The sequence below is a fragment of the Novosphingobium sp. BL-52-GroH genome (assembly GCF_044813085.1).
Lineage (GTDB): Bacteria > Pseudomonadota > Alphaproteobacteria > Sphingomonadales > Sphingomonadaceae > Novosphingobium.
The window spans coordinates 1803114-1830086 of the sequence record NZ_CP171152.1 but is presented as its reverse complement, the minus strand read 5'-3'; the positions used below and the strand labels follow the sequence as shown (position 1 = coordinate 1830086).

General features: G+C 67.3%; 21 protein-coding genes. 12 read left to right on the top strand and 9 right to left on the bottom strand.

Annotated elements, in window-relative coordinates; genetic code table 11:
- Positions 1 to 177 precede the first annotated feature (177 nt).
- Complete coding sequence (locus ACFFDA_RS21375; RefSeq protein WP_404479303.1) at positions 178 to 2682, top strand: AMP-binding protein; 2505 nt, start codon at positions 178 to 180, stop codon at positions 2680 to 2682.
- Positions 2683 to 2707: 25 nt separating this feature from the next.
- Here ACFFDA_RS21375 and ACFFDA_RS21370 read toward each other — a convergent pair whose 3' ends face one another.
- From ACFFDA_RS21370 to ACFFDA_RS21360, 3 genes are all read right to left on the bottom strand, one after another.
- On the bottom strand, positions 2708 to 4063 hold the full coding sequence (locus tag ACFFDA_RS21370) for a PepSY-associated TM helix domain-containing protein (protein WP_404482825.1): 1356 nt from the start codon (positions 4061 to 4063) through the stop codon (positions 2708 to 2710).
- A gap of 23 nt (positions 4064 to 4086) precedes the next feature.
- Positions 4087 to 6411, bottom strand: coding sequence for a TonB-dependent receptor (locus ACFFDA_RS21365; RefSeq protein ID WP_404479302.1), 2325 nt, complete (start codon positions 6409 to 6411; stop codon positions 4087 to 4089).
- Between the two features lie 99 nt (positions 6412 to 6510).
- A complete protein-coding gene (locus tag ACFFDA_RS21360) occupies positions 6511 to 6915 on the bottom strand; it encodes a hypothetical protein (protein WP_404479301.1) in 405 nt (134 codons plus the stop codon).
- 91 nt (positions 6916 to 7006) lie between these two features.
- Here ACFFDA_RS21360 and ACFFDA_RS21355 point away from each other — a divergent pair, with 91 nt between their 5' ends.
- The 3 genes from ACFFDA_RS21355 (at position 7007) to ACFFDA_RS21345 (ending at position 10822) form a co-directional block, all read left to right on the top strand.
- On the top strand, positions 7007 to 8185 hold the full coding sequence (locus ACFFDA_RS21355; RefSeq protein ID WP_404479300.1) for a benzoate/H(+) symporter BenE family transporter: 1179 nt from the start codon (positions 7007 to 7009) through the stop codon (positions 8183 to 8185).
- Between the two features lie 32 nt (positions 8186 to 8217).
- Positions 8218 to 9546: a glutamate--tRNA ligase gene (locus ACFFDA_RS21350; RefSeq protein ID WP_404479299.1), complete on the top strand. Its 1329-nt coding sequence runs from the start codon at positions 8218 to 8220 to the stop codon at positions 9544 to 9546.
- 247 nt (positions 9547 to 9793) lie between these two features.
- Entirely contained in the window at positions 9794 to 10822 is a 1029-nt protein-coding gene (locus ACFFDA_RS21345; protein ID WP_404479298.1) for an aspartate-semialdehyde dehydrogenase, read from the top strand.
- 47 nt (positions 10823 to 10869) lie between these two features.
- Here the strand turns inward: ACFFDA_RS21345 and ACFFDA_RS21340 are convergent, their stop codons facing one another.
- The 3 genes from ACFFDA_RS21340 to ACFFDA_RS21330 all read right to left on the bottom strand — a co-directional run bounded on the left by ACFFDA_RS21340 (position 10870) and on the right by ACFFDA_RS21330 (position 15689).
- A complete protein-coding gene (locus tag ACFFDA_RS21340) occupies positions 10870 to 11649 on the bottom strand; it encodes a 3-hydroxybutyrate dehydrogenase (protein ID WP_404479297.1) in 780 nt (259 codons plus the stop codon).
- A 13-nt stretch (positions 11650 to 11662) separates the two neighbouring features.
- Positions 11663 to 12808, bottom strand: coding sequence for a DUF3734 domain-containing protein (locus tag ACFFDA_RS21335; RefSeq protein WP_404479296.1), 1146 nt, complete (start codon positions 12806 to 12808; stop codon positions 11663 to 11665).
- 127 nt (positions 12809 to 12935) lie between these two features.
- Positions 12936 to 15689: a [protein-PII] uridylyltransferase gene (locus ACFFDA_RS21330; protein ID WP_404479295.1), complete on the bottom strand. Its 2754-nt coding sequence runs from the start codon at positions 15687 to 15689 to the stop codon at positions 12936 to 12938.
- Between the two features lie 201 nt (positions 15690 to 15890).
- On the opposite strand from ACFFDA_RS21330, the gene lgt reads away from it, so the two are divergent.
- The 3 genes from lgt (at position 15891) to ACFFDA_RS21315 (ending at position 18549) form a co-directional block, all read left to right on the top strand.
- Positions 15891 to 16790 carry a prolipoprotein diacylglyceryl transferase gene (gene lgt / locus ACFFDA_RS21325; RefSeq protein ID WP_404479294.1) on the top strand — a complete coding sequence of 300 codons (900 nt, stop codon included), beginning with the start codon at positions 15891 to 15893 and terminating at the stop codon, positions 16788 to 16790.
- 197 nt (positions 16791 to 16987) lie between these two features.
- The gene (locus ACFFDA_RS21320) at positions 16988 to 18058 is read left to right on the top strand and encodes a class I SAM-dependent methyltransferase (protein WP_404479293.1); all 1071 of its coding nucleotides are present in this window, start codon (positions 16988 to 16990) and stop codon (positions 18056 to 18058) included.
- The gene (locus tag ACFFDA_RS21315) at positions 18055 to 18549 is read left to right on the top strand and encodes a DUF2306 domain-containing protein (RefSeq protein ID WP_404479292.1); all 495 of its coding nucleotides are present in this window, start codon (positions 18055 to 18057) and stop codon (positions 18547 to 18549) included. The genes ACFFDA_RS21320 and ACFFDA_RS21315 overlap by 4 nt, the downstream gene beginning before the upstream one ends.
- 31 nt (positions 18550 to 18580) lie before the next feature.
- Here the strand turns inward: ACFFDA_RS21315 and ACFFDA_RS21310 are convergent, their stop codons facing one another.
- The 3 genes from ACFFDA_RS21310 to ACFFDA_RS21300 all read right to left on the bottom strand — a co-directional run bounded on the left by ACFFDA_RS21310 (position 18581) and on the right by ACFFDA_RS21300 (position 21721).
- Positions 18581 to 20359: a bifunctional metallophosphatase/5'-nucleotidase gene (locus ACFFDA_RS21310; protein WP_404479291.1), complete on the bottom strand. Its 1779-nt coding sequence runs from the start codon at positions 20357 to 20359 to the stop codon at positions 18581 to 18583.
- A gap of 68 nt (positions 20360 to 20427) precedes the next feature.
- Positions 20428 to 20829, bottom strand: a complete 402-nt coding sequence (locus ACFFDA_RS21305) for a metallopeptidase family protein (RefSeq protein WP_404482823.1) — start codon at positions 20827 to 20829, stop codon at positions 20428 to 20430.
- A gap of 160 nt (positions 20830 to 20989) precedes the next feature.
- A complete protein-coding gene (locus ACFFDA_RS21300) occupies positions 20990 to 21721 on the bottom strand; it encodes a FadR/GntR family transcriptional regulator (protein WP_404479290.1) in 732 nt (243 codons plus the stop codon).
- Between the two features lie 197 nt (positions 21722 to 21918).
- On the opposite strand from ACFFDA_RS21300, the gene ACFFDA_RS21295 reads away from it, so the two are divergent.
- The 5 genes from ACFFDA_RS21295 to nagZ all read left to right on the top strand — a co-directional run bounded on the left by ACFFDA_RS21295 (position 21919) and on the right by nagZ (position 26953).
- Positions 21919 to 23391, top strand: a complete 1473-nt coding sequence (locus ACFFDA_RS21295) for an aldehyde dehydrogenase family protein (protein WP_404479289.1) — start codon at positions 21919 to 21921, stop codon at positions 23389 to 23391.
- 5 nt (positions 23392 to 23396) lie between these two features.
- A complete protein-coding gene (locus tag ACFFDA_RS21290) occupies positions 23397 to 24173 on the top strand; it encodes a carboxymuconolactone decarboxylase family protein (protein ID WP_404479288.1) in 777 nt (258 codons plus the stop codon).
- Between the two features lie 48 nt (positions 24174 to 24221).
- Positions 24222 to 24977: an SDR family NAD(P)-dependent oxidoreductase gene (locus tag ACFFDA_RS21285; protein WP_404479287.1), complete on the top strand. Its 756-nt coding sequence runs from the start codon at positions 24222 to 24224 to the stop codon at positions 24975 to 24977.
- A 50-nt stretch (positions 24978 to 25027) separates the two neighbouring features.
- Entirely contained in the window at positions 25028 to 25813 is a 786-nt protein-coding gene (locus ACFFDA_RS21280) for an SDR family oxidoreductase (protein WP_404479286.1), read from the top strand.
- A 126-nt stretch (positions 25814 to 25939) separates the two neighbouring features.
- Positions 25940 to 26953: a beta-N-acetylhexosaminidase gene (gene nagZ / locus ACFFDA_RS21275; protein WP_404479285.1), complete on the top strand. Its 1014-nt coding sequence runs from the start codon at positions 25940 to 25942 to the stop codon at positions 26951 to 26953.
- Positions 26954 to 26973: the final 20 nt, after the last annotated feature.

Here is a 26973-nt window from a genome sequence, read left to right as displayed (position 1 = left end):
CGGGCGACGAGTCCCGATCCTCCGACCAAGCTTCTCGGTTGGCATTTCTCACTACTTGCTTGAGATAATGAGCAGAATTAATCTTCAGCTAATTGCATGGCCCGCTTTGTATCCATGCCCGATTCGCGCTGCATCCATTGAAATCGTCCAAAGGGCGATCAGCATAGGGCCTCTATAGTGCAACATCAGAAGCTGACATCCGTAGCCATCGTTATGCGGAATTCGCTGTCTTATGTAGAAAATGTATTTGCACTTAATGAAGCGCGGCACTTGCTTGTAAACGTTCCGGATGAGTCTTTTGCGAAGGCGTCGGCCGGCCTCGACATCGAACGTTGTGTCGTCCCCGAGGGAGGTAGTGGCTGGTTTGTCGAAAATCACCCGTTGATCCGTTCCGATCTACCGGCCCAGGTCACTTATACTTCCGGGACGGAGGGCAAGCCCAAGGGCATTGTCCTGACTTATGCCAATCTCGCGGATGCGGCGGAGCGGATCATCGACCAGATGGGGCTGACATCCGAGGTTCGCGAGTATGTCGGCGTGCCGGTCACCTATAGCTTCGGCTTTGGTCGTATACGCGCGGTGAGTGCCGTGGGCGGTCGATCCTATCTGCCGCCGCGCGGTTTCGATCCTCTCGAGCTTGCACGAATGCTCAGCTCGGGTGAGGTCAACGCCCTGTCCGCGGTGCCTACGCTTCTGCGAATCTTGTTGCAGAACCCGACCGTCATCGGAGACGCCGGCGAAAAGCTGCGCTGGCTCGAAATCGGTTCGCAATACATGACCGGGCCGGAAAAGCGCCGGATTCGCGAACTTTTTCCCAATGCCCGGATCGTCCAGCACTATGGACTGACGGAAGCCTCCCGCAGCACGTTCCTGCAGATTTCAGACGTCCCGGACGAGCGCCTGGAATCGGTCGGCGCGGCGGTGGGTGAGACCGAGGTGGCCATATCGGCGGCAGGACGTATCCGCATCCGTGGGCCGCACGTCGCCCGCTGGCGTGTGGATGCCGATGCCCTGGTGGACCTTTGCGGTCCCGATGGCTGGTTGGAGACCAGCGACCTAGGCCACGTCGAAGATGGCTATCTCTACTACGACGGCCGAGCAGACGATCTCATCAACACGGGCGGCGTCAAGATAAACCCGGATGCGCTCGAGGCTCGCGTCGGCCAGTTGCTGGGGCAGAACGGAAGGATCGTCGTGACCAAGGTGCCGGACGCGCTTCGCGGCGAAGGCGTCCTGGTCGCGACGGAGGCGCCCGGCATTGCCGTCGATCGGCTTCACGCCGCTTCTGCGGAAGCGCTGAAAGAGCTTGGCGTAGCCGCGGGCGGTGCCTTGCACGTCAGGGTCGTTGCGGCGATTCCGCGAACGGCGACGGGCAAGCCCCTGCGGCGCCTCCTGGCGGACGAATTCATCGAGGAGTGCAAAGTCGCGGCCCTTGCCCCCGTGGCGGAGCGCGCGGTCGCGGCGGAGCCTTGCGACGTGCAGGGCTTCTTTCGTGAATTCTTCCCCGGACGGCGCATCCGCCCTGACGACAGCTTTGAAAGCATGGGAGGAGATTCGCTCAGCTACATCCAGTTTTCGCTCGGCTTCGAGGGGCGCTTTGGCGCCCTGCCCGACGGATGGGAGTCGCTGACGATCGAGCAACTGGAAAAAAGCGCGGCAAATGGCGGAGAGGGGGGCTGGCGCAAGCTGGACACCGCCATGTTCACGCGCGCATTCTTCATGATCTGCATAGTCGCCCTGCATCTCGATACGTTTATCTACAGCAAGAACTGGGGCGCTGCCTATTTCCTGTTCATGCTGTGCGGCTACAGCATCATGCGCTTTCAATGGCCGGAAATCAGCCGCACCGGCGACGTCCGCGCGATGTATGGGACCGCCATCAGCGTGGCCGTCCCCACGGTGCTCGTGACGATTGCCATGCAGCTCTGGGCGAGGACGCTCGAGCCGAAGCCGTTGATGCTGATATCGAACTGGTTCGATCCTCGACAATATCATGTGGCATATTACTATTTCGCGGAAATATACATACAGTTGCTGCTCATAGTGGCCATCTTGCTTTCATTCCTGCCGATACGTGAATTTCTCAGGCGTAAGCCCATGATTTTCTGCACCGTCTTCATCGTGGTTGCGACCGTCTCAAGCTGGATGGTCGAGCGGGTCTGGGATACGAACTACATCTACCACCGTACCCCCATCTGGTATATGTGGACCGTCGCCGTCGGCATGTTGATGGCCAGCGCGCGTGACCTGCAAAGCCGCGTCCTGGCCATGGTGATCGCGAGCATCGCCGTTTTGGTGCATCATGGGTTCACTTCGGCCAGCGGTTATATCTTGGCCGGCTCGGCAATGCTGCTTTTCGGGACCTCGATAAGGGTTCCTGTCATGGCGAAATCGGTCGTGTCCGAGATCGCCGGTTCGTCGATGTTCATGTATCTCAGCCACTCGCAGGTCAGGTCGCTGGTTATCCGGCTGGGTCATGGTCCAAAGCCGTGGGTCGCCTTCTATGGCGCGATCGGGTTCGGTATCGTCTTTGCCCATTCATACCATTGGGCCGAGCGGCGGGTGCGTGCCTTCCTGAGCGCCCGTGGCAAGCTGGAAGCCGTCGCCGTTCCTCAGGAGGCACCGCTGCATGGGCGAACCGTGGAGGTCGCAGGTACCAAGCTGGTACCGGCCATAGACTGACAGGCGATCCGGGAGCCCGGATCGATCAATCTATGGCAGCGCGCCAGCCCATCCACTGGCGGATGCGCGGCGACATGCGCTTGATCGCCGTTTCCAGCACGAGCGCCATTCCCAGCGACAGGCCGAACAGTGGCATCGCCAGCGCCAGCGCGACGACGGTCGCCACCAGCCCCCAGGAGTGCTGCAGGCGGCCCATGGCCAAAGGCGCGCCGAGCATCGTGGCAGGGCGTCGGCGCCACCACAGGACGATGCTCGATACGCACATCATTACCAGACCGAGCAGCACCGCGAGGTTGACGAACTGGTTGGCAAGGCCAGCCCAGGCGCCCTCGTGGACCGCGACGCCGTAGCCTACCGCGCGGTCGATCCAGTGGCGGTCGGCGAAGCGCTGCATGCCGACGAGCGAGCCGTCGCCGGCAATTTCGGCGCTGTCGCGGCGGGGCCGGTTCTCGGTCTGGCTGCGGACCTGCCAGGCGGTGCCGTCGGAGGCAGGCGGACTGACTTCGACCGGGGCGGCGAAATGCAGCGCCCCGGCGCTGGCGACGACGGCATCGAGGGACGAGGCGGCAGGAGCCATGTGGTCCATCGGCATTCCGTCGTGCTCGGCGTGCTCGGACATCATGGCGCGCATTCCGGCATCGGCACGGGCTCGCGTGGCCGCTTCGGCAGCGGAGCCGGCGGACCAGTCCTGGCGACCCGCGGCGGTGCCGGTGATCGCGCGGACCTCGCGGAAATAGTCGCCCCAGGCATTGGCCCAGGGCAGCCCCGAGGCGATCAGGAACAGCGCGCCCAGCGAAATCCACAGCCCGGTGACCGCGTGGATATCGCGCCAGAACGCGGCGCGACCTCGTCCGATGCGCGGGTAGAGCACGCCGGCGAGACGCCCTGCGCCACGCGGCCACCACAGGAACAGCCCCGTCAGCAGCATGACGATGGTCCAGCAAGCCGCCGTTTCGACCAGCGCGGAGCCCGTGGCGCCGGCCAGAAGTTCGCCGTGGAGGCGGAAGACCACGCGCATCAGGCGGTCCTCCTCTGGCACCTGGTACAACACGGCGCCGGTCTGCGGGTGGACCCAGACGCGCACCTCCTCGCTTCCCTGGCCGACGAGGACCTGGACGGAGTCAGCAGGGCTTTCGGGGAGGACGTACTTGTGGAGCACCGATCCGGGGACCGCCGCCACGGCCCGGGCGGCGATTGCGGCAGGCGGGAGTACGGGGCCATTCGCCACGTCGCGGTAGGGGGCGTAGAGTGCGCCCTCGATCTGTGGCTTGAACAGGTAGAGCCCGCCCGTGACCGACAGCCACAGCACGAAAGGAACGCAGAACAGCCCGGCATAGAAGTGCCAGCGCCAGACCGCGCGATACCAGCGTTCGGCACGCATGACCGGATCGGGTGCGGCGCCGCTCACAGCTTCCACCCCGCTTCGAGCAGGAAACTGCGCTGGGGGTAGGGGTGGTAGACCCAGGCACGGTCGTTGGTGATGTTGTCGACCCCGGCGCTGACCTTCAACTGGTCGGTCACCTCCCAGCTTACCCTCGCGTCGAGGGCGAAGAGTTCGGACGTGTAGCCGTAAGTGTCGCCGCGCTGGAGGCCCAGCAGGTCGGTGTTGGGGCGGCTGGCGTAGCGCACGCCGATCGAGACCAGCACCGACTCGGCGACGCGGTAGCGGACATTGCCGTTGAGGCGCCAGCGCGGGATGCGGGGGAACTGCACGCCCTCGGCGGCCGGGGCGGCGTCGTTGCGCAAGGTGACGGAATCGATCCAAGCCGCGTTGGCGTCGACGTCCAGGCCCGGGAGCAGCACGTCATGAGCCTCGGCGATCAGTTCCAGGCCGTATTGCCGGGTCAGGTCGATGTTCTTGTAGGTGGAGGTCGTCACGCCGTTCTGGTTGAAGCCGGTGAAGGAGAAGATCGTGTTCTTCACCCGCTGCCAGAAGCCCGAGGCGGTGAGCTTCACCGGGCCGAAGTCATGTGCGACCAGCAGGTTCGCGTCGGTCGAGCGTTCGGGCTTGAGGCCGGGGTCGAAGCTGTCCTGGCTGAAGGTCCCGTCACCGTTGAGGCTGCCCTGGAACAACTCGCCGACGGTCGGGAAGCGGGTCGCCTTGGCAAGGCTGAGCTGCACGCGGGTGTCGGGATCGAGGGCCCATTCCAGCGCGGCCTTGGGCTGGAAGCCGGTGGCGTGGCGGCTGGCGTAGAGGCCCGTCAGTTGCTGGCCCGCGAGCGTCCCGGTGCCGAGCCGGGTGAGGCCGCCGTCGAAGGCGCGCCAGTCCTCGTAGCGGGCGCCGAGCGTCAGTGTGACGGGATCGAACGGGACCCGCAGTTCGGCCCAGGCGGCGAGGTTGCGGGTCTTGCCGAAGGTGCGCGTGGAGAACGCCTTGCCATGGTCGCTGCGCCAGTTGGCGAGGGTGTAGTTGGTGACGTCGGTCCTGTAGAGGTTGGCGCTGCCGCCACCCGCAAGTTCCATGCCGCCCAGGCGTGCGGTCAGTGCAAGTTCGCCCGACCACCAGCCGGTGGGGCCCTGCCGCGCGAGCCTGCCGGCGCCGTTCGCGGCTCCGGCGGTAAAGGTGCCGGAGGTGAAGCCGTCCGAGCGCAGGATCTGGTAGGTCGACAGGTTGGCCTGCACCGTCACCGCATCGGAAAGGTCGGCGGCGACCTTGAGGCCTGCCAGCAGCTCGTCGCGGATGGTGCGGGACCAGTTGGCGCCGCTGGCGGTGTACTTCTGTCCGCCGATCGAGACGAGGTCGTCGCACTTCGCGCTGCCGCTCGCATCGCGCAAATAGCAGTCGGGCGCGGTCTGGCTGTCCAGGTTGTGCCAGTACGCCAGCAGGATTTCGCCGGTGACGCCGCCCAGGCCATTGGCGTCGCCGTCGTAGCCGATGCGCAGCTTGGCCTGGTCCTGGGTGATCCGCGCCGGGCTTTGCGCCGCGAAGATCGGGTTGGTCGTGGTGCCGGGCGCGCCGGCGATGGCCTGTCCGGGATCGACGATCGAGCCGGTCACAGGCGTTGCCTGCGCACCGCTTGTGGAGGGCGTCAGCCCGTAGAACATTTGCGGATGGCCGGTGTTGCGGAAGTGGCGGCCTGAGAGCCGCAGCGACCAGGGTCCGTCCTTCTGGCGGAAACCGAAACCGGCCTCGGCGGAATAGCCCCAGTAGGTATCGTGGGTGCCGTACTGGTCGTAGGGCTGGGCCATGGTCTGCACGGTGGCGAAAGCCTCGGTCCGCTCGGGCGAGCGGGTGGTGATGTTGACCACGCCGCCCATCGAATTGCCCGCATAGCGCGCCGAGTAGGGGCCGTAGACGACGTCGAACTGCTCGACCTCGCCGGGGCCGACGACGCCCCACTTGGGGGCATAGGCAAAGGAATTGCCGAGGAAGTTCGAAACCGTGAACCCGTCCACCATCACCAGCGTGCGCGCGCTCTGGGTCGAATGGGTGCCGCGAAAGCCGGGGACGCCGTTCGAATCGCCGGCGTAGCGGGTGCGCACGAAGAAATCGGGCGCATACTTCATGAGGTCCTCGACGTTGCGGGCATTGACGCCCGCAAACTGCTCGTCGCCGAGGCTGACGGAAAGGCCGCGCGCCTCCAGGCTGATGGCCTTGTCGTTCTGGCCGACGACGAGGATGGTATCGGCGGGGGCTTCGTCCGCTTCCGCGGCATGGGCGAAGAACGGCGCGAAAGCCAGCGGGGCGACGCCCAGCGCGAGCGCCAGCTTGGGCAAAGTACGGAACATGAGGGGATTCACCTGAACGGCCGCGCGCCATCGCAAGCGCGGCGCGGAGCATGCATGTCGGCCGGGCGGCCGACGCGGCCGCGCGACGTGGCTATGGCGTCAGGTGAAGCGGGGCGGGGCCTGGCTGGGCGGGCGAATGCGCGCGGCGAGGGAGCGCAACACGAGGGGCCGGCGCACGATCGCGGCGACGAAGACGAAGGCCAGGGCAGCAAGGACGAGCGGGACGAGGTCCGTGCCGGTGATGGCGGCGCCGAGCGGAGCGAAAGCGCAGGGGTGGTCGGCCGTGGTGGTGCCGTGGTCCTGGTGACTGCCCTTCTTCGGGATCGCGATCGTGACGGTGGCGCCCGCGGGCATCGTGCCCGAGCAGAGCGCGACGATCAGGCCGGTATCGGGCGCAGCCGGCATGTATCCGGCAGGCACCAGGGCTTTTAGGCACAGGGCCGCCGCGAGCAGCAGCGCAGCCAGTGCCGGGCGGTCCCTGAAGAAGTGCCTGATCGTCCCCACGGCAGAGGCCTTTAGCGGTTTGCCTCGGGGATGTCACTCGCAACAAGCCCGAATCTTCCCTTGGGGGACAAACTGCCATAGCGGACGGACCATGCTTTCACGCCTGCCTCCGCTCGCTTCCTGGACGTCCGCCCTGATCGCCGCGCTGGTCGGTTTCGGAGGGACCGTCGCGCTGGTCGTGCGCGCGATGCAGGCCATGGGCGCGGATGCGGTGCAGGTGGGATCGGCGGTGACGGCGCTGTGCCTGGGGATCGCACTGGCAGGCGCGGTGCTCTCGGTCTGGATGCGCATGCCGGTGGTGCTGGCATGGTCGACGCCGGGCGCGGCGCTGCTGGCCGCCAGTACTGGGACGGTCCCCTGGCCGGTCGCGGTCGGGGCCTTCCTTGCGTCCGCCGGGTTCATGTGCGTGCTGGCGCTGGTGCCCGCGCTCGGGCGGCTGGCGGAGCGGATACCGGCCTCGGTCGCCTCGGCGATGCTGGCCGGCGTGCTGTTGCCGTTCTGCCTGCAACTGTTCCGCACGCTGGAGAGCGATGCCCTGCTGGTCTGCGTGCTGCTGGCGGTCTTCGTGGTCGCGCGTCAGCGGGTGCCGCTCTACGCGCTGCTGCTTGTGCTGGTGGCAGGAGTTGCGGTTCTGGTGGCTCGCGGCGACGTTGCGGGACTGGGTGCCGGGCCGCTGACGGGCGGGCTGGAGCCGGTGGCGCCAAGGCTGGACTGGCGCGCGGTCGTCAGCGTGGGAATGCCACTGTTCCTCGTCACGCTCGTATCGCAGAACCTGCCGGGTCTCGTGGTCCTGCGCTCGGCAGGCTATGCGCCCCGGCCCCGGCCCTTGCTCCTGGGTACTGGCCTCGCGACGCTGGCGCTGGCTCCGTTCGGCGCACACGGGATCAACCTGGCGGCGATCACGGCGGCGATCTGCACCGGCTCGGATGCCCATCCCGATGCGGCCGGCCGCTGGATCGTGGGTGTGATCTACGCGGGCCTCTACCTCGTGCTGGCGCTGTTTTCGGGCGTGCTGGTGCAGTTCTTCCTGGCCATGCCGCATGCCGCGATCGCGGCCCTGACCGGGGTTGCCCTGATCGCTCCGCTCACCGGCGCGGTGGAGGCGATGCTGGTCGAGAAGAGCGAGCGCGATGCCGCGATCCTCACGTTCGCGGCGACGGCCTCCGGGGTGAGCCTGATTGGGGTGGGGTCGGCCTTCTGGGGATTGCTGGCAGGATTCGCGGCGCTGGCGGCGAAGGCGGCGTTCGCGCGGCGACCCGGCCGGGTTTGACCTGTCGCGAGGGCGGTCGTAACGCGCAGGCCATGACCGTAACCCGCTTTGCGCCGTCGCCCACCGGCCACCTCCATGTCGGCAATATCCGTGCCGCCCTGCACAACTTCCTGCTGGCCAGACAGGCGGGAGGCCGCTTCCTGCTGCGGATCGACGATACCGACGCGGCGCGCTCGCGCGAGGAATACGTCGAGGCGATCCGCGCCGATCTGGCATGGCTGGGCCTTCACGCCGATGGCGAGGAACGCCAGTCCGCGCGCTTTGCCCTCTACGAGGAGGCCTTCGCGCGGCTGAAGGGCGAGGGCCGGGTCTATCCGTGCTGGGAAACGCCCCAGGAACTCGATCTCAAGCGCAAGGTCCTGCTCGGGCGCGGGTTGCCGCCGATCTACGACCGCGCGGCGCTGGCGCTGGACGATGCGGAGAAGGCCGCCAGGATCGCGGCCGGCGACCTGCCGCACTGGCGTTTTATGCTCGACCGCGACGAGCCGATCGAATGGGTCGACGGCATTCGCGGGGCCCAGAAATTCGACGCGAGCCAGATGAGCGATCCGGTGGTGCGCCGCGCCGACGGGTCGTGGCTCTACATGCTGCCCTCGGTGATCGACGACGTCGCCATGGGCGTGACGCAGATCCTGCGCGGCGAGGATCACGTTTCCAACACCGCGACCCAGGTGCAGATGTTCACCGCGCTCGGCGCGGCCCTGCCGGCCTTTGCCCACGAAGCACTGCTGGTGGGGACCGAGGGCAAGCTGTCGAAGCGGTTGGGTTCGCTCGGCATCGCGCATTTCCGGGAGGCGGGGATCGAACCGCAGGCACTGGTGGCGTTGCTCGGGCGGTTGGGAACCAGTGATCCGGTCGACCCGGCGCTGGGCCTTGCCGGACTGGCGGCGCACTTCGACCTGTCGCGCTTCGGCCGGGCGCCTGCGCGCTTCGACGAGGCGGAACTGGAGCGGGTCAACGCGGCGGTAGTCCATGCGCTTGCCTACGACGCCGTGCGCGATCGCCTGCCCGAAGGGATGGACGAGGCGGCCTGGGAAGCAGTGCGGCCCAACCTTGCCCGGTTGGCCGAGGTCCAGGACTGGTGGCAGGTCGTAACCGGCCCGATCGCGGCGCCGTCTCTGGCCGACGAGGACCGGGCGTTCTGCCTCCAGGGCGCGCAAGTGCTGGCCTCGCTCGAATGGGACGAGGGCATCTGGAAGGCGCTGACCGGCGCTCTCAAGGAAGCCACCGGGCGCAAGGGCAAGGCGCTGTTCCTGCCGCTGCGCCAGGCGCTGACCGGCATGGAGCACGGGCCGGACATGGCCGCGCTGCTCCCGCTGATCGGGCGCGAGGCGGCGCTGGCGCGGTTGGCGGCAGTCTGAAGCCGACGACGGGTGCGCAACAAAATGCCTGTTTACACCGGCCCCGCTTGCAGCTAGTGGCGCGTCCATGTTCGCCAAGCCGATCATTATTACCACCCCGAAACCGACTGCCATCGCGCGGTCGGTGTCGGTGGTGTGCGTGATCTGAAGCACCCCCCGGACATCGACCCCGCATACGGCAGGCGGGGCTTTTCACGACGAAAACACAGAACCTCGCGCTGCTCCCTACGATAGGAGACGCTTAGTCATGGTTCAGAAGTTCGCAGCAGGTCAGAAGCTCAACGTCGGCATCGTCGGCGCCACCGGTCTCGTCGGTTCGATGATCCGCGAGATTCTCGCCGAGCGCAATTTCCCGATCGCCTCGCTGCGCCTGTTCGCCTCGGCCCGCTCGGCCGGCAAGGAGCTGGACGGCGTGGTCGTTGAAGACGCGGCAACCGCCGATTTCGCAGGGCTGGACGTGGTGCTGTTCTCGGCCGGTGGCTCGACCTCGAAGGAACTGGCGCCCAAGGCAGCGGCGGCCGGGGCCATCGTCATCGACAATTCCTCGGCCTGGCGCTCGGACCCGGAGGTGCCGCTAGTGGTCGCCGAAGTGAACCCGCAGGCGCTGGCCGTGCTGCCCAAGGGCATCATCGCCAACCCCAACTGCACCACCATGGCGGCGATGCCGGTGCTGCGCCCGCTGCACGACGAGGCAGGGCTCAAGAAGCTGGTAGTCTCGACCTACCAGGCGGTGTCGGGCGGAGGCCTGGAAGGCATCGAGGTGCTGGCCGGGCAGATCGACCACGTCGGCGGCAAGTCGCGCGAGCTCGCCGCCGGCGATGCCGTGGCCCTGCTTCCCGCCGCCGAGAAGTGGGCGGTGCCGATCGCCAACAACGTCGTGCCGCTCAACTACGTCTATGCCGAGGACGGCTACACCGAGGAAGAGATCAAGCTGCGCGACGAAAGCCGCAAGATCCTCGGCATTCCCGGCCTGCCGGTTTCGGGGACCTGCGTGCGGGTGCCGGTGTTCACCGGCCACTCGCTGTCGATCAATGCCGAGTTCGATGGCCCGATCAGCGTCGAGCGGGCGCTGGAATTGCTGGGCGTGGCGCCGGGCGTGGTCGTTACCGAAGTGCCCAACCCGCTGGAGGCGACCGGCAAGGACCCCGTGTTCGTAGGCCGCGTGCGCCGCGATCCCACCGTCGAGCATGGCCTGGCGCTGTTCCTGTCGAACGACAACCTGCGCAAGGGTGCGGCACTGAACGCGGTGCAGATCGCGGAAGTGCTGCTGGGTTGAGGCGTCAAATCCTCCCCATCCCCTGCGGGGACGGGGAGGATCGCTTTTTACTCCATGAACCAGCCGTGGCTCGCAACCAGCGACTGGCCGGTGAGCGCATTGGTGGGGAAGCTGGCGAAGAACAGCGCCACGGCCGCGATGTCCTCGACGGTGGTGAATTCGCCGTCCACCGTCTGGCCGAGCATGACCTTCTTGACCACCTCGTCCTCCGAGATGCCCAGTTCCTTGGCCTGCTCGGGAATCTGCTTGTCGACCAAGGGCGTGCGCACGAAGCCGGGGCAGATCACGTTGGTCCGCACGCCCTTCTTGCCGCCTTCCTTGGCGATCACGCGACTCAGGCCCAGCAGCCCGTGCTTGGCGGTGACGTAGGCGCTCTTGAGCGGGCTCGCTTCCTTGGAATGGACCGAGCCCATGAACAGCACCGTGCCCGAGCCTTGGGCATACATGTGCGGCAGCACCGCCTTGGATGTGAGGAAGGCGCCGTCGAGGTGGATCGCCAGCATCTTCTTCCAGTCGGCATAGGCGAAATTCTCGACCGGGTTGACGATCTGGATGCCGGCGTTGGAGACGAGCACGTCGACCGTGCCCCAGGCCGCGACCACTTGCGCGACGCCTGCGTTGACCTGCTCCTCGCTGGTCACGTCCATCGCCACGGCCATGGCGGTTCCGCCGGTCGCGGCGATGTCGTCGGCTGCCTTCTGGGCGGCTTCGAGGTTGAGGTCGGCGATCACCACCCTGGCACCTTCGGCCGCGTACGTATCGGCGATGGCCTTGCCGATGCCGCTGGCGGCGCCGGTGACGATGCAGACCTTGTCCTGAAGTTTCATGCATTTGCTCCAATCATGCGTCGAGGGGCTGTTCCGGGTTGGCGCCGGCCAGATCGAACGTGACGATCTCGTCGGGCTTGAGTCTGCGCCCGATCCAGTCCGGATGGGCAAGCGAATAGGAGGCATCGGCAAGGCCGGTGGACCAGTGTTCCTCCACCGTCATGCGCGAAAACTCGTAATCCTTTGAATTGCTCTCGTAGTCCTCGGGCCGGTTGATGAGGTGCATCACCGCGACGGCGCCGGCAGGGCGGCAGTTGAGCAGCCGGGCGAGGTCCGGGTCGTCCTGGAACTCGTCCGGCAGCTTGCGGGCCAGGCGCTTGGCGGCGGCGCACATCTTCTGGAGTTGCTTGGACTGGTCGGTGCCAAGCCGCGTGCGGCTGGAGAAGCGGATGTCCTTCTCGCGCTGGGCGACGTCGGCCATCGTGCGCGGCACGACCCCGCGCGAGGAGAACAGGTCCACCTGGTAGATCGTCATCTCGGACGAAGGGCGGTTGTCGAGCACGTATTGCAGCGGGGTGTTGGAAACGAGGCCGCCGTCCCAGTACCATTCGCCCTCGATCTCCACCGGAGGAAAGCCGGGCGGCAGGGCGCCGCTGGCCATGATGTGCTCGGGACCGATGGTGCGCTCGGTATTGTCGAAGTAGGCGAAGTTGCCGTTGAGCATGTTGACCGCGCCCACGCTGAAACGCATCTCCGCGGCGTTGAGGCGGTCGAAGTCGACCAGTTCGAGCAGCGTCGTGCGCAAGGGCGCGGTGTCGTAGTAGCTCAGGCGGGCAAGGTCGGCGGGCCATTCGGGGAATGGCGTGGGAAAGCGCGGGGTGAAGAAGCCGGGCACGCCGAACGTCGCGGCCCATTGCGCGGCACCCTCGTTGAAGGCGCGGCGGGCGAAGCCGATGCGCTCGTCGATACGGTACTGGAGTTCGGACGAGATGCGGTGCCAGAACGTGCGCAGGGCCGCGACCCGGTCCTGCGGCGCGTTGCCGGCGATGATCGCGGCATTGACCGCGCCGATCGAGATGCCGGCGACCCAGTCGGGCAGGGCATCCTGCCGGGCCAGAGCTTCGTAGACTCCCGCCTGGTAGGCGCCGAGGGCACCGCCGCCCTGGAGCACGAGCACGTCTTGCGGATGGAGATTGGAGTCGGGAGTCTGGCGCGTCACGAGAGAACCTTGTGCCGATGTTGCCTGGATTGTGCAGTGCAACAGTTGGGGGCGGACGCGGTCGGTTTCAACTCCTACTTGCGACGTGACGAAGGGCCTCCCCGTCCCTGCGGGACAGAGAAGTTTTTCAAGCCGCCACCACTTCGGCCGTGGGCTCGCTGGCAGCTTCGAGCAGGCGGCGTTCCAGCGCCTTGAGGCGCGGGGTCGCGGTCAGTTTCTCGCCCAGCAGGTCGGTGACGTAGAAAGTGTCCGCGGCCCGCTCGCCATAGGTCGCGATGTGGGCGGAATGGACCATCAGCTTGGATTCGAACAGCGCATGGGCCAGCCGGTTGAGCAGCGCCGGCCGGTCGCGCGAATTGACTTCGACCACGGTGAAGCGGTTCGAGGCCTTGTTGTCGAACAGCACGCGCGGGCGGACCTCGAAGGCATCGGACCGGGGCCGGGCATCGGGCTTGGCGACGAGCTGGGGCAGGATCTTGATGCGGTTGGCCAGGGCGTTCTCGATCGAGGTGCTCAGCCGCTCGAGCTGGCTCGCCTCCATGAACGGGCGTTCCAGCGGGTCCTGGATCAGGAAGTTGTCGACCGCGCGCCCGGTCCGGGTGGTGTGGATGCGTGCGTCGATGATGTTGCCGCCGGCCAGGTGGATACCCCCTGCGATGCGATAGAACAGGCCGGGGTGGTCGGACGCGATCACCGTCACCAGCGTCGCGCCGCGTGCGGGATAGTACTCGGTGAAGATCGAGAGCGGCTGTTCCTCTGCCGTGTCGAGTTCGACCAGATTCTTGGCGATGACGTCCTCGGGCTCGGCGATCCAGTAGGCGTCGCCCAGCATGCCGCCGATCTTCTCGATCAGCGCCGGGTAGCGTCCGCCGAGCGCCGCGACCGCCGCCTTCTTCGCCGCGACGCGGTTGGAACGGCCGAACTCGGCATGGCCCAGCCGCAGGCGCTCCTCGGTGGCGCCGTAGAGCGTGGCGATGAGCTGGCGCTTCCACGAATTCCACGTGCCCGGCCCCACCGCGCGGATGTCGACGATGGTGAGCACCGTGAGCTGGCGCAGGCGATCGACCGATTGCACGATCTCGCAAAAGTCGGCGATGGTCTTGCCGTCCGACAGGTCCCGCTTCATCGCCGTCGCCGAGAGCAGGAGATGCTGGCGCACCAGCCAGGCCACCAGTTCGGTCTCCTCCTCGTCCAGCCCGAAGCGCGGGCAGAGCTTGAGCGCGACTTCCGCGCCGAGCACCGAATGGTCGCCCTGCCGGCCCTTGGCGATGTCGTGGAGCAGCGTCGCGACGTAGAGCGCCCGACGCGAGCGCAGCTTGTGGATCACCTCGTGCGCGAGCGGGTGGTCTTCGCGCAGCTCGCCCTTCTCGATGCGCGAGAGCAGGCCGATGGCGCGGATGGTGTGCTCGTCCACCGTGTAGTGGTGGTACATGTCGAACTGCATCTGCGCGTTGACGCGGCCGAACTCGGTAACGAAGCGGCCGAAGACGCCCGCTTCGTTGAAGCTGCGCAGCGCGACTTCGGGGTTGTTGCGGCTGGTGAGCAGTTCCATGAACAGCTCGTTGGCCCGCTTGTCGCGGCGCACCTCGTCACGGATCAGCACGGCATCGCGCGAGATCAGGCGCATGGTCTCGGGGTGGATCTCGAGGTGTTCGCGGTCGGCGAGGACGAAGATTTCGATCATCCGCACGGGGTCGGCGGCGAACCAGTCGTCCGACGGCGCCTTGAGGCGGCCGCCGAAGACCTTGTAGCCCTTGAGCATGCGCTCCTTGGCGCGGAAACCGGCCAGCAGCCCGCGCGGCTGGCGCTTGGCGAACTGCTCGTCGAGCTGGGCAAGGAACACCCCGGTGAGGTTGCCCACGACCTTGGCCTGCAGGAAGAACATCTGCATGAACCGCTCGACCGCGCTCTTGCCGGGGCGGTCGGAGAAGTTCATGCGCGCCGCCACTTCGCGTTGCATGTCGAAGGTGAGGCGGTCCTCGGCGCGGCGGGTGATGGTGTGCAGGTGGCAGCGTACCGCCCAGAAGAAGCTCTCGGCGCGGCGGAAAGCGCGGTATTCCTTGCTGGTGAGCAGGCCTACGTCGACCAGTTCGGACGAGTCGCGGACCTTGTGGATGTACTTGCCGATCCAGTAGAGAGTGTGCAGGTCGCGCAGGCCGCCCTTGCCCTCCTTGATATTGGGCTCGACGACGTAGCGGCTGTCGCCCATGCGCTTGTGGCGTTCCTCGCGCTCGGCCAGCTTTTCCACCACGAACTGGCGCTCGGTGCCCGAGACCACGTCCTTGAAGAAGCGGGTTCGCGCTTCCTCGTAAAGGTCCTGGTCGCCCCAGACGTAGCGGCCTTCGAGCATCGCGGTGCGGATCGTCAGGTCGGACTTGGACATGCGCACCATGTCGTCGAGCGAGCGGCTCGAATGGCCGACCTTCAGCGCCAGGTCCCACATGAAGTAGAGCATCGCCTCGATCACCTGCTCGCACCAAGGCGTCTGCTTGATCGGGGTGAGGAAAGCGATGTCTACGTCCGAATGCGGCGCCATCTCGCCGCGGCCGTAGCCGCCGACCGCCATGATCGTCAGCCGCTCGCCCTTCGACCGGTTGCCGGCCGGGTAGACGTTGGTGCAGATGTGATCGTGGATCACGCGCACCAGCTGGTCGACGAGGAACGCCTGCGCCTCCGCCACTTCGTGGCCGGCCGAGGGCTTCTCGATCAGGCGCCGGGCGATCTCGGCGCGGCCGGTCTCGAGCGCGGTGCGCAGCAGTTCGACGATCGCCTTGCGGCCCTTGGTGGCGCCCTGTCCGGCTACGACCGCCTCGATGCGCTCGACGAGGTCGCGCCGGTCGATGACGGAACGGGGGGAGGGAATACGGATCACGCTGCTCATGCCTTGTGCATCTAGTCGCTGCCGCGCCTAAGGAAAAGCCACGGGGGACACGATCGGCGGCCCGATGGCGATTATGCCACGCAGATATGAATTGCCGGCTACCATCGCGTACCGGGCTATGCCAGAAGGCCGGCCACATCGACGGCCTCCGGGAAACGCCCGGACAGGGCCGCCCGGACATGAAGCACGCGAGGTCCACACTTGTCCCTGACACTGCTTGCCGCAGCCGCCGCCGAGGCGCCCGAGCCCATCTACTGGGTGAACCTGGGTCTCAAGAATTACCTGTTCCGACTCGGCAGCTTTGAGCTGCGCTGGTATTCGCTGGCGTACCTGGCGGGCATCGTGCTGGGCTACTGGCACCTGTCGCGCATGATAAAGGCGCCCGGCGCGCCGCTGGCGCAGCGCCATGCCGACGACCTGTTCTTCTATTGCACCCTGGGCATCATCCTGGGCGGGCGACTGGGCTACGCCACGTTCTACACCGGCGGCAGCTCCGACATTCCCAGCCTCTGGGCTCATCCGTCCGAGCTGGTGAAGCTGTGGCACGGCGGCATGAGCTTCCACGGCGGCCTCATCGGCGTGCTGCTGGCGATGGCGTGGGTATCGTGGCGCAACAAGCTGAACTTCCTGCGGGTGGCGGACTACATCTCGGTCTGCGTGCCTTTCGGGATGCTGTTCGGTCGCCTCGCCAACTTCGTCAACGGCGAGCTGTGGGGCCGCGTGGTCACCAGCCCGAACCTGCCCTGGGCGATGGTCTTCCCCGACGCCGGCCCGCTGCCGCGCCATCCCAGCCAGCTGTACGAAGCCGCGCTCGAAGGTCTGGTGATGATCGTCGTCATGCTCACGCTCTACTGGAAGACCCGGGCGCGGTTCCGTCCCGGACTGCTGGTGGGCGTGTTCACCGCCGGCATCGCCGCGGCGCGCTTCATCGTGGAGTTCTTCCGCGAGCCCGATGCCCAGCTCCAGCACTTCGCGCAGGCGACCGGCCTGTCGATGGGCCAGTGGCTGACGATCCCGCTGATCCTGCTCGGCCTGTTCCTGGTAGCCCGCGCACTGGCGCGCCCGGCCCAGTCGACGCGCCGGCCGATCGAGATCACCTGAACGGGGTCCGCTCCCGCATCCGCACGCACATTCGCGTCCCCTTGTTCGTCATCGCCGCGCAGGCGGGGACCCGACTGATGCTCGTACAGCACCAAGCGTCGGGAGATGGGTTCGCGCCTTTGCGGGAATGACGAGGGTGTCGAGCGATGACGAAACCGAGGATCAGAGGGAGCACCCCAGACGTGGAACCGGCACCCATGCCCGAAACCGAATCGCTGACCGCCATCTTCCAGCGCCTGATCGCCGCGTTCGGGCCGATCACGCTGCAGCACTACATGGGCGAATCGAATGCCCGTTACTACGCAGGCAAGGACCCCCTCGGCAGCGGCGGCGATTTCATCACCGCGCCCGAGATCAGCCAGATGTTCGGCGAACTGGTCGGGCTGTGGATGGTCGATATCTGGACCAGGGCGGGAACACCTGGGCCGGTCCACTACGTCGAGCTGGGCCCCGGCCGCGGGACGCTGGCGCGCGATGCGCTGCGGGCGATGAAGCGGCAGGGGCTGGAGCCGCAGGTCCACTTCGTCGAGGGTTCCGAGGCGCTGCGTGCCCTCCAGCGCGAGGCCGTTCCCCAGGCGCAGTGGCACGACGACCTCGCCACCCTGCCCGATGATGCGCCGATCCTGCTGGTCGCCAACGAATTCCTCGACGCGCTGCCCGTGCGCCAGCTGGTCAGGACGCCGCAGGGCTGGCGCGAGCGGATGGTCGACTGGCAGGCCGCCGGTGCTGACGGCAAGGCGCGGTTCCTGCCCGTCGCCGGTGACAAGCCGATGGACGCGGCCCTTCCCGAACACCTCAAGGACAGTCCCGAGCAGACCCTGGTCGAGACCTGCCCCGGTGCGGCTACGGTAACGGACGAGATCGCACGGCGGCTGGCGGGGCAGGGCGGTGCGGCGCTGCTGATCGACTACGGCTATGCCGAACCGCGCACCGGCTCGACGCTGCAGGCCCTCAAGGACCACGCCAAGGTGGACCCCTTCGCGCTGCCGGGCGAGGCGGACCTCACGTGCCTCGTCGATTTCGCGGCGATGGCACAAGTGGCGCTGGCCGGCGGGGCACGCCACCTGGGCACGGTGACGCAAGGGGCCTTCCTGCGCGCGCTCGGCATCGACATGCGCGCGGCCCAGCTGGCGGCTGTTGCGCCGCAGCAATCTTCTGCAATACTCGGCGCCAGGGATCGACTGGTCGATGAGGAACAGATGGGCGAATTGTTCAAGGTCATGGGTCTGGCCGCACCTGCGTGGCCGGACGGAGCGGGTTTCCGATGACCGCTGCCGCCTCCTATTCGACCGTGCCCGACCGGCTGGAACGGGCGCTCGGCGCCTTGGCACTGGTCATGCTGGGCGTGGTTCTCGCGGCGCTGTTCAAGGGCATGGCCGATTGGCCGAAGATCCCCGGCGCGATCTGGCTGCACCTGGCGACGATCCTGCTGGCCCTCGGGCTTACCCCGGTGCTGCTGTGGCGCCCGCGCGGGACGCCGGGCCATCGCCAGCTCGGCTACGTCTGGAGCGCGGCGATGTTCCTGACGGCGGTGGACAGCCTGTTCGTGACCACCAGCAACCCTGGCCACTTCAGCCCGATCCACATCCTGTCGATAGCGACGATCGTGCTGGTGCCGATGCTGGTCGTCAACGCGCGCCGCCATGACTTGGCACGCCATCGCCGCACGGTGCGCGGCCTTATCATCGGCGCGCTGCTGATCGCCGGGTTCTTCACCTTCCCGTTCGATCGCCTGCTCGGCCACTGGCTGTTCGCCTAACCCCTCTCGCGGTGGATCGGCGCAGCTAGGCTCAGCCCACCTTCAGCGTGCGGTTCTCCTGCAGTATCTGGCGCACCGGGACGGCCTTGATCCAGTCCTCGAAGGCCTCGATGTCGAGCCCGCCGCGCGTGCGGTCGGTGCCCCTGGTGAAGATCGAATACCCGTCGCCCCCTTCGGCGAGGAAGTTGACCACGCTCACGCGGTAGCTCGCCGTCGCGACGACGGGCTTGCCGCCCAGCGTCAGCGAGACGATGCGGCTGCCCGAGGGGCGCTTCATGTCGTAGCGCAGGAGAGTCCCGGCGGATGGCGAGAGGACCTGCTTGGGGCCCTCGTCGTCGAGCCCTTCCTCGATCACGCCGCGCAACTGCGCGCCGGTCAGGGTCATCGTCACCAGTTCGTTGCCGAAGGGCTGTACCTGGTAGAGCTGTCCGAAGGTCACGGTGCCATCGGCGGCGGGCACCAGCGAGGCGCGGATGCCGAAGGGATTGGTGAACGAGATCTGCGCGCCCGCGCGGCGCGTGCCGGCAAGCTGCGCGTCGGCGATCAGGTTGCCCAGTGTCCCGCCAGTGCCCGATTCCTCGCCGTCGGACTTCGCGGCACCTTGCGAAATCCTGCCCACCGGACGCGCGACCAGCGAGAGCGAGGCGTCCTTGTACTGCTTTACGTAGGCGGCCACGTCCGCGCGCGGTGCGAAGCGGGGGAAGGCGTCGGTATTGGCGATGTCCCCGCGCGTCGCCTTGTAGGGCGCCGACTGGACGATGACGTTGTGGGCGGCCTTCGAGAGGACGCGGTGCGTGACGGGATCGATGCGGAGCGTGATGTCGGTCACCAGTTCGCCGTAGACGCCTGCGCTCGTGAGCAGGATCGGGGCGTTGCCGTTGACGGGCTTGTAGTCGCAGACATAGGACCAGTGGGTATGGCCCGAGACGACCACGTCGACGCCGGGTGAGAGCCGGTCGAGGATCGGCTGGATATCGCCCGCGAAGCCGTCGCAGCCATTGGGATCGCCTACCGGGGTCTTGCCGCCCTGGTGGATGAGCACGACGACCGCGTCGGCGCCCTCGGCCTTGAGGACCGGTATCGCCCTGTTGATCGCCTCGGCCTCGTCGCCGAAGGTCAGGCCCGCGACCTGGTCGGGGGAAACCAGCGTGGGCACCGTCCTGAGCGAGAGTCCGACGAAGCCGATCGTGACCTTGTTCGCGCCCTCGCCGAAGCTCTTGAGGCCGGTCGCGGGGAACAGCGTCGAACCGTCCGCCTTGAAGGTGCTGGCCGAAAGGTACTTGTAGTGGGCGCCGGCGAACGTCTCGAGCTGGCAAGGTTCGAAGCGGGCGTTCTTCTCGCAGCCCCCGTTCTGGAGGCGCAGCAGTTCCTTCCAGCCGCGGTCGAACTCGTGGTTGCCCACCGCGTTGAATTCCACGCCGACTCGATTCATCACGCCGACCGCCGGCTCGTCGAGGTAGAGCGAGGAGGCAAGCTGCGAGGCGCTGGTGAGGTCGCCCGCTGCGACCACCACGTTGTTCGAATGGCGTGCCTTGATCGAATCGACAGCCGAGGCGAGCCAGGCGCCGCCGCCCGCCGGAACCGGGAGCATGGTGCCGTCCGCCTGCTTCACGTTGACCGACTGCCCCGGCGGTTCGAGCGCGCCGTGGAAATCGTTGATGCCGATGATGCCCACTTCGACCGGGCCCTGCGGCGCAGCGGCGGGCGCTGTCTGATGGACCACTTGCGGGGCTGCGCAGGCGGCCAGCAAGCCGGTCATTACCAGAGGGGTGACGAGTAGCCGGAGCGCGTTAAGGCGAAGGGAGGTCATGGGAATGGCTCTATCGCAAGGAAACGTGACGTTCCAAGGTCCAATTTCGCAAGCGGGTGTGCGACTTATCAGCGCGCCTGGTCCTCCAGCGCATGCATCGCCTCGTCGGAAAGGCCGAAGTGGTGGCCGACCTCGTGGATGACGACATGGGTAACCAGATCCTCCAGCACCACGTCGGTCTCGCACCATTCCGCGAGCAGCGGTTGGCGATACAGGGTGATGCGCGGGCGGAACTCGCCCGAGATCCACACCGAATCGGTGTCCATCGAACGGCCATGGTAGAGCCCGGTGAGGCCGAACGGATCCTCTATCCCGAGTTCGCGCAGAGTCTCCTCATCGGCGAATTCCTCGACGTGGACGGTGATGCCTTCGAGATGCGGTGCAAACGGTTCCGGGATGCGCGCGAAAGCGGCATGGGCGAGGGCCTCGAACTCGGCGGGCGAAGGCGGGCTGGCGAAGCGGCGGGTCATGGCGACGTTGTGCCACCGTTTGCTGCGGCGATAAACCGATCCCGGCATACCTTTCGGCTTCCCTGAGCCAATCCCCTCGCTCGCCATGTCCGCGAAGGCTGGGCTGACAAAGGAACAAGGGAGCGTTGAATAAGGCAGGCAGGCCCACCCTGGTCCAAGCTCAGTCCCGCGCCGCCTTCAGGTGCCGCAGGATCACCGCGCGATTGCTGCGATCGGCCTCGAACCGGGCCAGCGCCACGTCGCGGGCGAGGATCGCGGTGATGATCCGCCGCCGACCCGCCTTCCATTGCGCAAGGTCGTGGCCCGGCGCGTGGACCGGCGCGCCGGGGCGGCTGGTGGCGTAGTGCAGGGTCACGCGGGTGAGCATCTCGAACAGCGGGCGGCGGACCATGCGAAACAGCAGTTCCTGGAACTCGAATTCGAAGGTCCCGAGGTCGGAGTCGGTCATGCAGCTCTCGACCCGGTCGCCCATGGCGCGCATGTCGCGCAGCAGGTCCGGGTCCTCGCAGCGCGCGGCGGCGGCAGCCAGTTCGTTGAACAGCAACGAAGTGATGTCGAGCGCTTCCTCGTACGTCGCAGGATGGACCCGCAGGTAGGCGTCGAAAGCGCGTTCCAGCGAGGCGTCGTCGGGGCGCGCGCCGTAATAGCCGCCGCCCGGCCCGCGCCGTACTTCGAGCAGGCCTTCGTGTTCGAGCACCCGCGCGGCCTGCTGGAGAGTGACGATGCCCACCTCCAGGCTGCGTGCAAGCGCATGGAGCGAGCCGATGAGGGTGCCGGGTGGCGCAGCGAAGATGCGTTCGCGCAAGGTCTGCGTGGTGGCGGCGACAAGGTTGCTTCCGCGCCTGCGTCGGACCTTAGCCTGTGTGGGCAGGTCGGTGGCAATTATAGGCATATAATAGAATCCATTTCCGATCGAATGCGGAGATATCACGCAATTCAAGTCCGTTGATCCCCTATTTAAGAGCACATAACATCCTGCTCAAGACGGGCCATCGCCGTTCTACGCCGATCTCGTCCTTTCCGCCTGCGCGGAGATGACGAGATCGGCGGCGCGCGAAGGCCTGCGTTGTCTGGGACGGGAGCAAAGGTATGGGTTTCCTCAATCCGGATCGGTCGGTGCTGCCCCGCGCGGCCCTCGTGATCGGCGGCGCCAGCGAGGCGGGCGGCAGTGGCGAGGCGTTCGAGCACGTCTATCCCGGCACCGCCGAAGTGACGACGCAACTCCGGCTGGCGAATGCCGACGACGTCGATCGCGCCGTCGCCGCCGCGCGGGCCGCGGCCCCGGCGTGGCGCGCTTTGGCGGGTGATAGGCGGCGGGACCTGATGCTGCGCCTCGCTGCGCTGATCGAGGAGAAGGCCGCGGAAATGATCCCGCTGCTCTCGATCGAGAACGGCTCGATCGTGATCGCCGGCCCGCACATGAGCGCTGACGCGGCGCAGAAGTTCCGCTACTTCGGCGGCTGGGCGGACAAGATCGAGGGGCGCACCGTCGCCACCTGGGGCGGCCCGGCGCACGACTATGTGAGTTACGAGCCGTATGGCGTGGTCGGGTTGATCGTGCCGTGGAACGGGCCGCTGTTCGCCGCGACGATGTGCCTGGCCCCGGCGCTGGCGGCCGGCAACTGCGTGGTGCTCAAGGCACCGGAGAACGCCCCGTTCTCGATCATGAAGCTGGTTGAGATCATCGGACTGGCAGGCTTTCCGCCGGGCGTGGTCAACCTCGTCACCGGCGGGCCGGACGTGGGCGCGGCGATGGTGGCGCACTCCGGTATCGACAAGATCGAGTTCATCGGCTCGGGTGCGACGGCGCGCAAGATCCTCGCCAGTGCGGCCGACACGCTCAAGCCCGTGGGGCTGGAACTGGGCGGCAAGTCGGCGGTGATCGTCTTCGCCGACGCCAACCTGCAGGGCGCGGCGAGGCGCGGGCTTGCGGGGGCGGTGAGCGCCAACGGGCAGGGCTGCGTCAACGGCACCCGCCTCCTCGTCGAGCGGTCCATCTACGAGCCCTACCTGCAGATGCTCGCCGCGATGGCGGGTCATATCAAGGTCGGCGATCCACTGGCGATGGACACGATCATGGGGCCGGTCATCTCGGAAGCGTCGCTCGGCCGCATCCAGGGCATGGTGGGTGGCGGCGTGGCCGACGGCGCCCGTCTCGTCTGCGGCGGCGAGAGGCTGGGCGGCGACCATGCCGCCGGCTTCTTCCTGCCGGTGACCGTGCTCGCCGACGTTTCGCCCGGCAGCGCGATCGCCCGCACCGAGGTGTTCGGGCCGGTCCTCGTCGTCACCCCGTTCGACAGCGAGGAGGAAGCCGTGACGCTCGCCAACGACAGCGAATACGGTCTCGGCGCCTACATCCACACCACGAACCTGGCGCGCGCGCATCGCGTCGCCGGGCAGATGATGGCGGGGCAGGTGCAGGTCAACGGCTCTGGCGAGGCGATGACCCCGTGCGTGCCGTTCGGCGGCATGAAGCGCTCCGGACACGGCCGCCTTGGCGGCATCGAGGCGCTGCGCGAATTCCAGCAAGTGCGCAACGTCTGGGTCAACCTGCAGGATTGATGGCCATGCTCGATCCGAAGGACCGCAAGGCCACCGGCCTGGCCACCGAAGCCCGCGCCGCCGCCCGCGCGCCGCGCGAACCCGCCACGCTGCTGGAGGAATCCTGGCGCGATTTCGTCTGGGCCGAGGTCTGGACCCGTCCCGGCCTGCCTGCGCGACCGCGCCACATCGTCGCCATCGCGAGCGCGGCGACCTGCGGGCTTGAGGATGGCCAGATCGACGACTTCGTGCGCGGCGCCCTCGTCGGCGGGCACCTGCGCCTGTCCGAACTGCGCGAGGCGGCGTTGCACCTGGCGGTCTATGCGGGCTGGGGCAACGGTGGCAAGCTGGACCGCGCGGTGACGCGCGTTGCGACGCAGCTCGACCTGCCACCCGTCGAACTGCCACCGCTCTGTCCGGCGCCGTGGGATCCGCAGGCCCGCAACGATCGCGGCCACGCCGCCTTCGCCAAGGTCATGACTTTCCCGCCCGGCCCGCCCACGTCGCCCTACCTGGAAGGCATCAACAACTTCGTCTTCGGCGAGATGTGGTGGCGTCCTGGCCTCGACGAGCCCTCGCGCCGCTGGATCACGCTGGTCGGTGTGTGCGAATCGGCGGCCGAGATTCCCATCCGCAGCCACGTCCATGCCGCCATGGCGAGCGGCAACTGCACGGGCGAAGAGATGCTCGAGTTCGTCCTGCAATACGGCACCCACGCGGGCTGGCCCAAGGCCTCGCGCATCAACGCGGTGGTGCAGGAGATGATCGGCAAAGTGGCCAAGGGCCTGCCGTGGAACGGGTGAACCAACCATTTTCGTCGAAGGGGAGGAAAAGCGGGTGAGGAGAACCGTATGAACACCGACATGACCGGCAAGATCGCCCTGGTCACCGGGGCCGCCTCCGGGCTGGGCCGAGCGAGCGCGCTGAAACTGGCCGAGGCCGGCGCCGGCCTGTGGCTTGTCGACGTCGATGCTGGGGGGCTGGACGAAACCGCCGCCCTGCTGGCGAACAACGGTCGCGCGGTCGCGATGCAAGTGGCCGACCTGTCCGATCCCGGGGCTTGCACAGAGGTCGTGCCCGCGGCGATCGAGCGCTTCGGCCGGCTCGATGCGCTGTGCAACGTCGCGGGGCTGATCTACCTCGCCAACACGCCGCAGATGCCTTTCGAGCAGTACCGGCGCACCATCGCCGTCAATCTCGACGCGCCGTTCGTGCTGTCGCAGGCTGCGATCCCGCACCTGCTGGAAACGAACGGGGCGATCGTCAACGTGGCCTCCTGCGCATCGTACATCGGCGAGGCCTATGCGGCGGCCTATTGCGCCAGCAAGTGGGGGATACTGGGGCTCACCAAGGCCATGGCGATGGAGTTCCAGAAGGCCCCGATCCGCATCAACGCGGTGGCGCCGGGCGGCATGATAACCAACATCGTGCGCAACTACAGCCCGCCCGAGAACTGCGACTTCGAACTGCTCAAGCGCTTCTCCGGCATGCGCGGGCAAGTCGAGGTGGAGGATGTTGCGGACATGATCCTGCTGCTGGTGTCCGAGGCCGGGCGCGGTTTCCACGGCGCCTGCATCGACATCGACAAGGGGATCACGGCGGGTTGAATGCCATCCTCGACCATAGTCCTCGAAAAGAACGAAAGGGAGATTGACCGATGACCTTCACGCTCGACCAGTTCCGCCTCGACGGCAAGGTGGCGGTGGTCACCGGCGCCGGCGGGCGCGGCAATTCCATCGGTCGCGCCTATGCGCTGGGCCTTGCGGGTGCCGGGGCGAGCGTCGTCGTCGCCGACCTCAACCTCGAAGGCGCGCAGGCCGTCGCGCAGGAGATCACCAGCGCGGGCGGCAAGGCCGTGGCGGTCGAGGTGAACGTCGCCGACGAAGCCTCCACCCTCGCCATGGGCCACGCGGCGATCGAGGCGTTCGGCGGTGTCGACGTGCTCGTCAACAATGCGGCGCTGATGGTCGACATCAGCTACGACAATTGCGAGACCGTCAGCCTGGATGCATGGAACCGCGCGTTCTCGGTCAACCTCAACGGCGCGCTGCTGTGCGCCCGGGCAGTGATCCCCTCGATGCGAGAGCGGGGCGGCGGGCGGATCGTCAACCAGACCAGCGGCGGGGCGTTCCCGGCGATCGGGCTTTACGGCATCTCCAAGCTGGCGCTGGTGGGGCTGACCACCACGCTCGCCAAGCAGTTGGGCAGGGACGGCATCACCTGCAACGCCATCGCGCCGGGCAACGTCACCTCGGACGCGGGCAAGCTGCTGGTGCCGGACGATTCGCCGTTCATCAGGTTCCTCGAGATGACCTGCGCGACCAAGGCCCGCGGCGAGCCTGACGAACTGGTCGGCGCGCTGCTGCTGCTGTGCTCGCCGGCGGGACAGTGGATCACCGGCCAGACGGTGCATGTCGATGGCGGCTGGGTGATGCGGCCGTGAAGGACATGTCGTCCCGGATGAAGTCCGGGACGACATGTCCTTCGTGATCTCGTTCACGTTCCCCATCCACATCCCGCTGCCCCCGCTTCCTTGCGAAACGCCCCCATTTCTGCGACCAAAAGTGGCATGACACCGGCGATCTTCGGCCTATCCGGCCTGACCCTCACCGAGGACGAACGCGCGTTCTTCCGCGATGCCGACCCGGCGGGCTACGTGCTGTTCGCCCGCAATGCGCAGAGCCGCGAGCAGGTGCGCGCGCTTACCGACGAGCTGCGCAGCCTCCAGGGCCGCGAGCGGCTGTTCGTCTGCGTCGACCAGGAAGGCGGCCGCGTCGCCCGCATGAAGCCGCCGGTCTGGCCGAAATACCCGGCCGGAGAGGTGTTCGACCGGCTTTACGACCTTGCCCCCGCCAGCGCGATCGAGGCGGCGCGGATCAATGCCCAGGCGCTCGGGCTGGATCTTGCCGAGGCGGGCATCACTGTCGACCTGCACCCGATGCTCGACGTGCGCCAGCCGGGCGCCCACGACATCGTCGGCGATCGCGCTCTGGGATCTGACCCGATGCGCGTCGCCGCGCTCGGCCGCGCGTTCCTCGACGGGTTTGCGCGCGCGGGCATCGCCGGCTGCATCAAGCACATGCCGGGCCACGGCCGTGCCCTGGCCGACAGCCACAAGGAACTGCCCACCGTCACCGCTTCGGCGCAGGAGCTGGAACTGGACCTCGCCCCGTTCCGCGCCCTGGCCTCGGCCCCGATCGGCATGACCGCGCACGTCCGCTACACCGCCTGGGATGCCGAGAATCCCGGCACCATTTCGCCTTTCGTGGTGGGCGAGGTGATCCGCAAGCACATCGGCTTCGACGGATTGCTGATGAGCGACGACCTCGACATGGAGGCGCTGTCCGGATCGGTGCCGCAGCGCGCGGCCGGCGCGATCGCGGCCGGCTGCGACCTTGCGCTCAACTGCTGGGCGAAGATGGACGACATGATCGGCATCGCCGGGCTGCTGCCTGCGCTGGACGCGCGGGGCGCCGCCCGCCTCGAGCGCGCGCTGGCGAGTCTGGGCGAAGTGTGCGCCGATGCCGATCACGCCAGCCTCATCGCCAAGCGCGACGCGTTGCTGGCGCTGCAGGCGGCCTGACGAAAGTGGGGGCGAGAATA

What these genes read in the sequence shown, in the direction of transcription:
- ACFFDA_RS21345 (WP_404479298.1), top strand. Translation starts at nt 9,794, where the DNA reads ATGGTTCAGAAGTTCGCAGCAGGTCAGAAGCTCAACGTCGGCATCGTC.
- ACFFDA_RS21295 (WP_404479289.1), top strand. Translation starts at nt 21,919, where the DNA reads ATGGGTTTCCTCAATCCGGATCGGTCGGTGCTGCCCCGCGCGGCCCTC.
- ACFFDA_RS21310 (WP_404479291.1), bottom strand. Translation starts at nt 20,359, where the DNA reads ATGACCTCCCTTCGCCTTAACGCGCTCCGGCTACTCGTCACCCCTCTG.
- ACFFDA_RS21365 (WP_404479302.1), bottom strand. Translation starts at nt 6,411, where the DNA reads ATGTTCCGTACTTTGCCCAAGCTGGCGCTCGCGCTGGGCGTCGCCCCG.
- ACFFDA_RS21320 (WP_404479293.1), top strand. Translation starts at nt 16,988, where the DNA reads ATGCCCGAAACCGAATCGCTGACCGCCATCTTCCAGCGCCTGATCGCC.
- ACFFDA_RS21280 (WP_404479286.1), top strand. Translation starts at nt 25,028, where the DNA reads ATGACCTTCACGCTCGACCAGTTCCGCCTCGACGGCAAGGTGGCGGTG.
- ACFFDA_RS21340 (WP_404479297.1), bottom strand. Translation starts at nt 11,649, where the DNA reads ATGAAACTTCAGGACAAGGTCTGCATCGTCACCGGCGCCGCCAGCGGC.
- ACFFDA_RS21285 (WP_404479287.1), top strand. Translation starts at nt 24,222, where the DNA reads ATGAACACCGACATGACCGGCAAGATCGCCCTGGTCACCGGGGCCGCC.
- ACFFDA_RS21300 (WP_404479290.1), bottom strand. Translation starts at nt 21,721, where the DNA reads ATGCCTATAATTGCCACCGACCTGCCCACACAGGCTAAGGTCCGACGC.
- ACFFDA_RS21305 (WP_404482823.1), bottom strand. Translation starts at nt 20,829, where the DNA reads ATGACCCGCCGCTTCGCCAGCCCGCCTTCGCCCGCCGAGTTCGAGGCC.
- ACFFDA_RS21315 (WP_404479292.1), top strand. Translation starts at nt 18,055, where the DNA reads ATGACCGCTGCCGCCTCCTATTCGACCGTGCCCGACCGGCTGGAACGG.
- ACFFDA_RS21350 (WP_404479299.1), top strand. Translation starts at nt 8,218, where the DNA reads ATGACCGTAACCCGCTTTGCGCCGTCGCCCACCGGCCACCTCCATGTC.
- nagZ (WP_404479285.1), top strand. Translation starts at nt 25,940, where the DNA reads ATGACACCGGCGATCTTCGGCCTATCCGGCCTGACCCTCACCGAGGAC.
- ACFFDA_RS21290 (WP_404479288.1), top strand. Translation starts at nt 23,397, where the DNA reads ATGCTCGATCCGAAGGACCGCAAGGCCACCGGCCTGGCCACCGAAGCC.
- ACFFDA_RS21330 (WP_404479295.1), bottom strand. Translation starts at nt 15,689, where the DNA reads ATGAGCAGCGTGATCCGTATTCCCTCCCCCCGTTCCGTCATCGACCGG.
- ACFFDA_RS21370 (WP_404482825.1), bottom strand. Translation starts at nt 4,063, where the DNA reads ATGCGTGCCGAACGCTGGTATCGCGCGGTCTGGCGCTGGCACTTCTAT.
- ACFFDA_RS21355 (WP_404479300.1), top strand. Translation starts at nt 7,007, where the DNA reads ATGCTTTCACGCCTGCCTCCGCTCGCTTCCTGGACGTCCGCCCTGATC.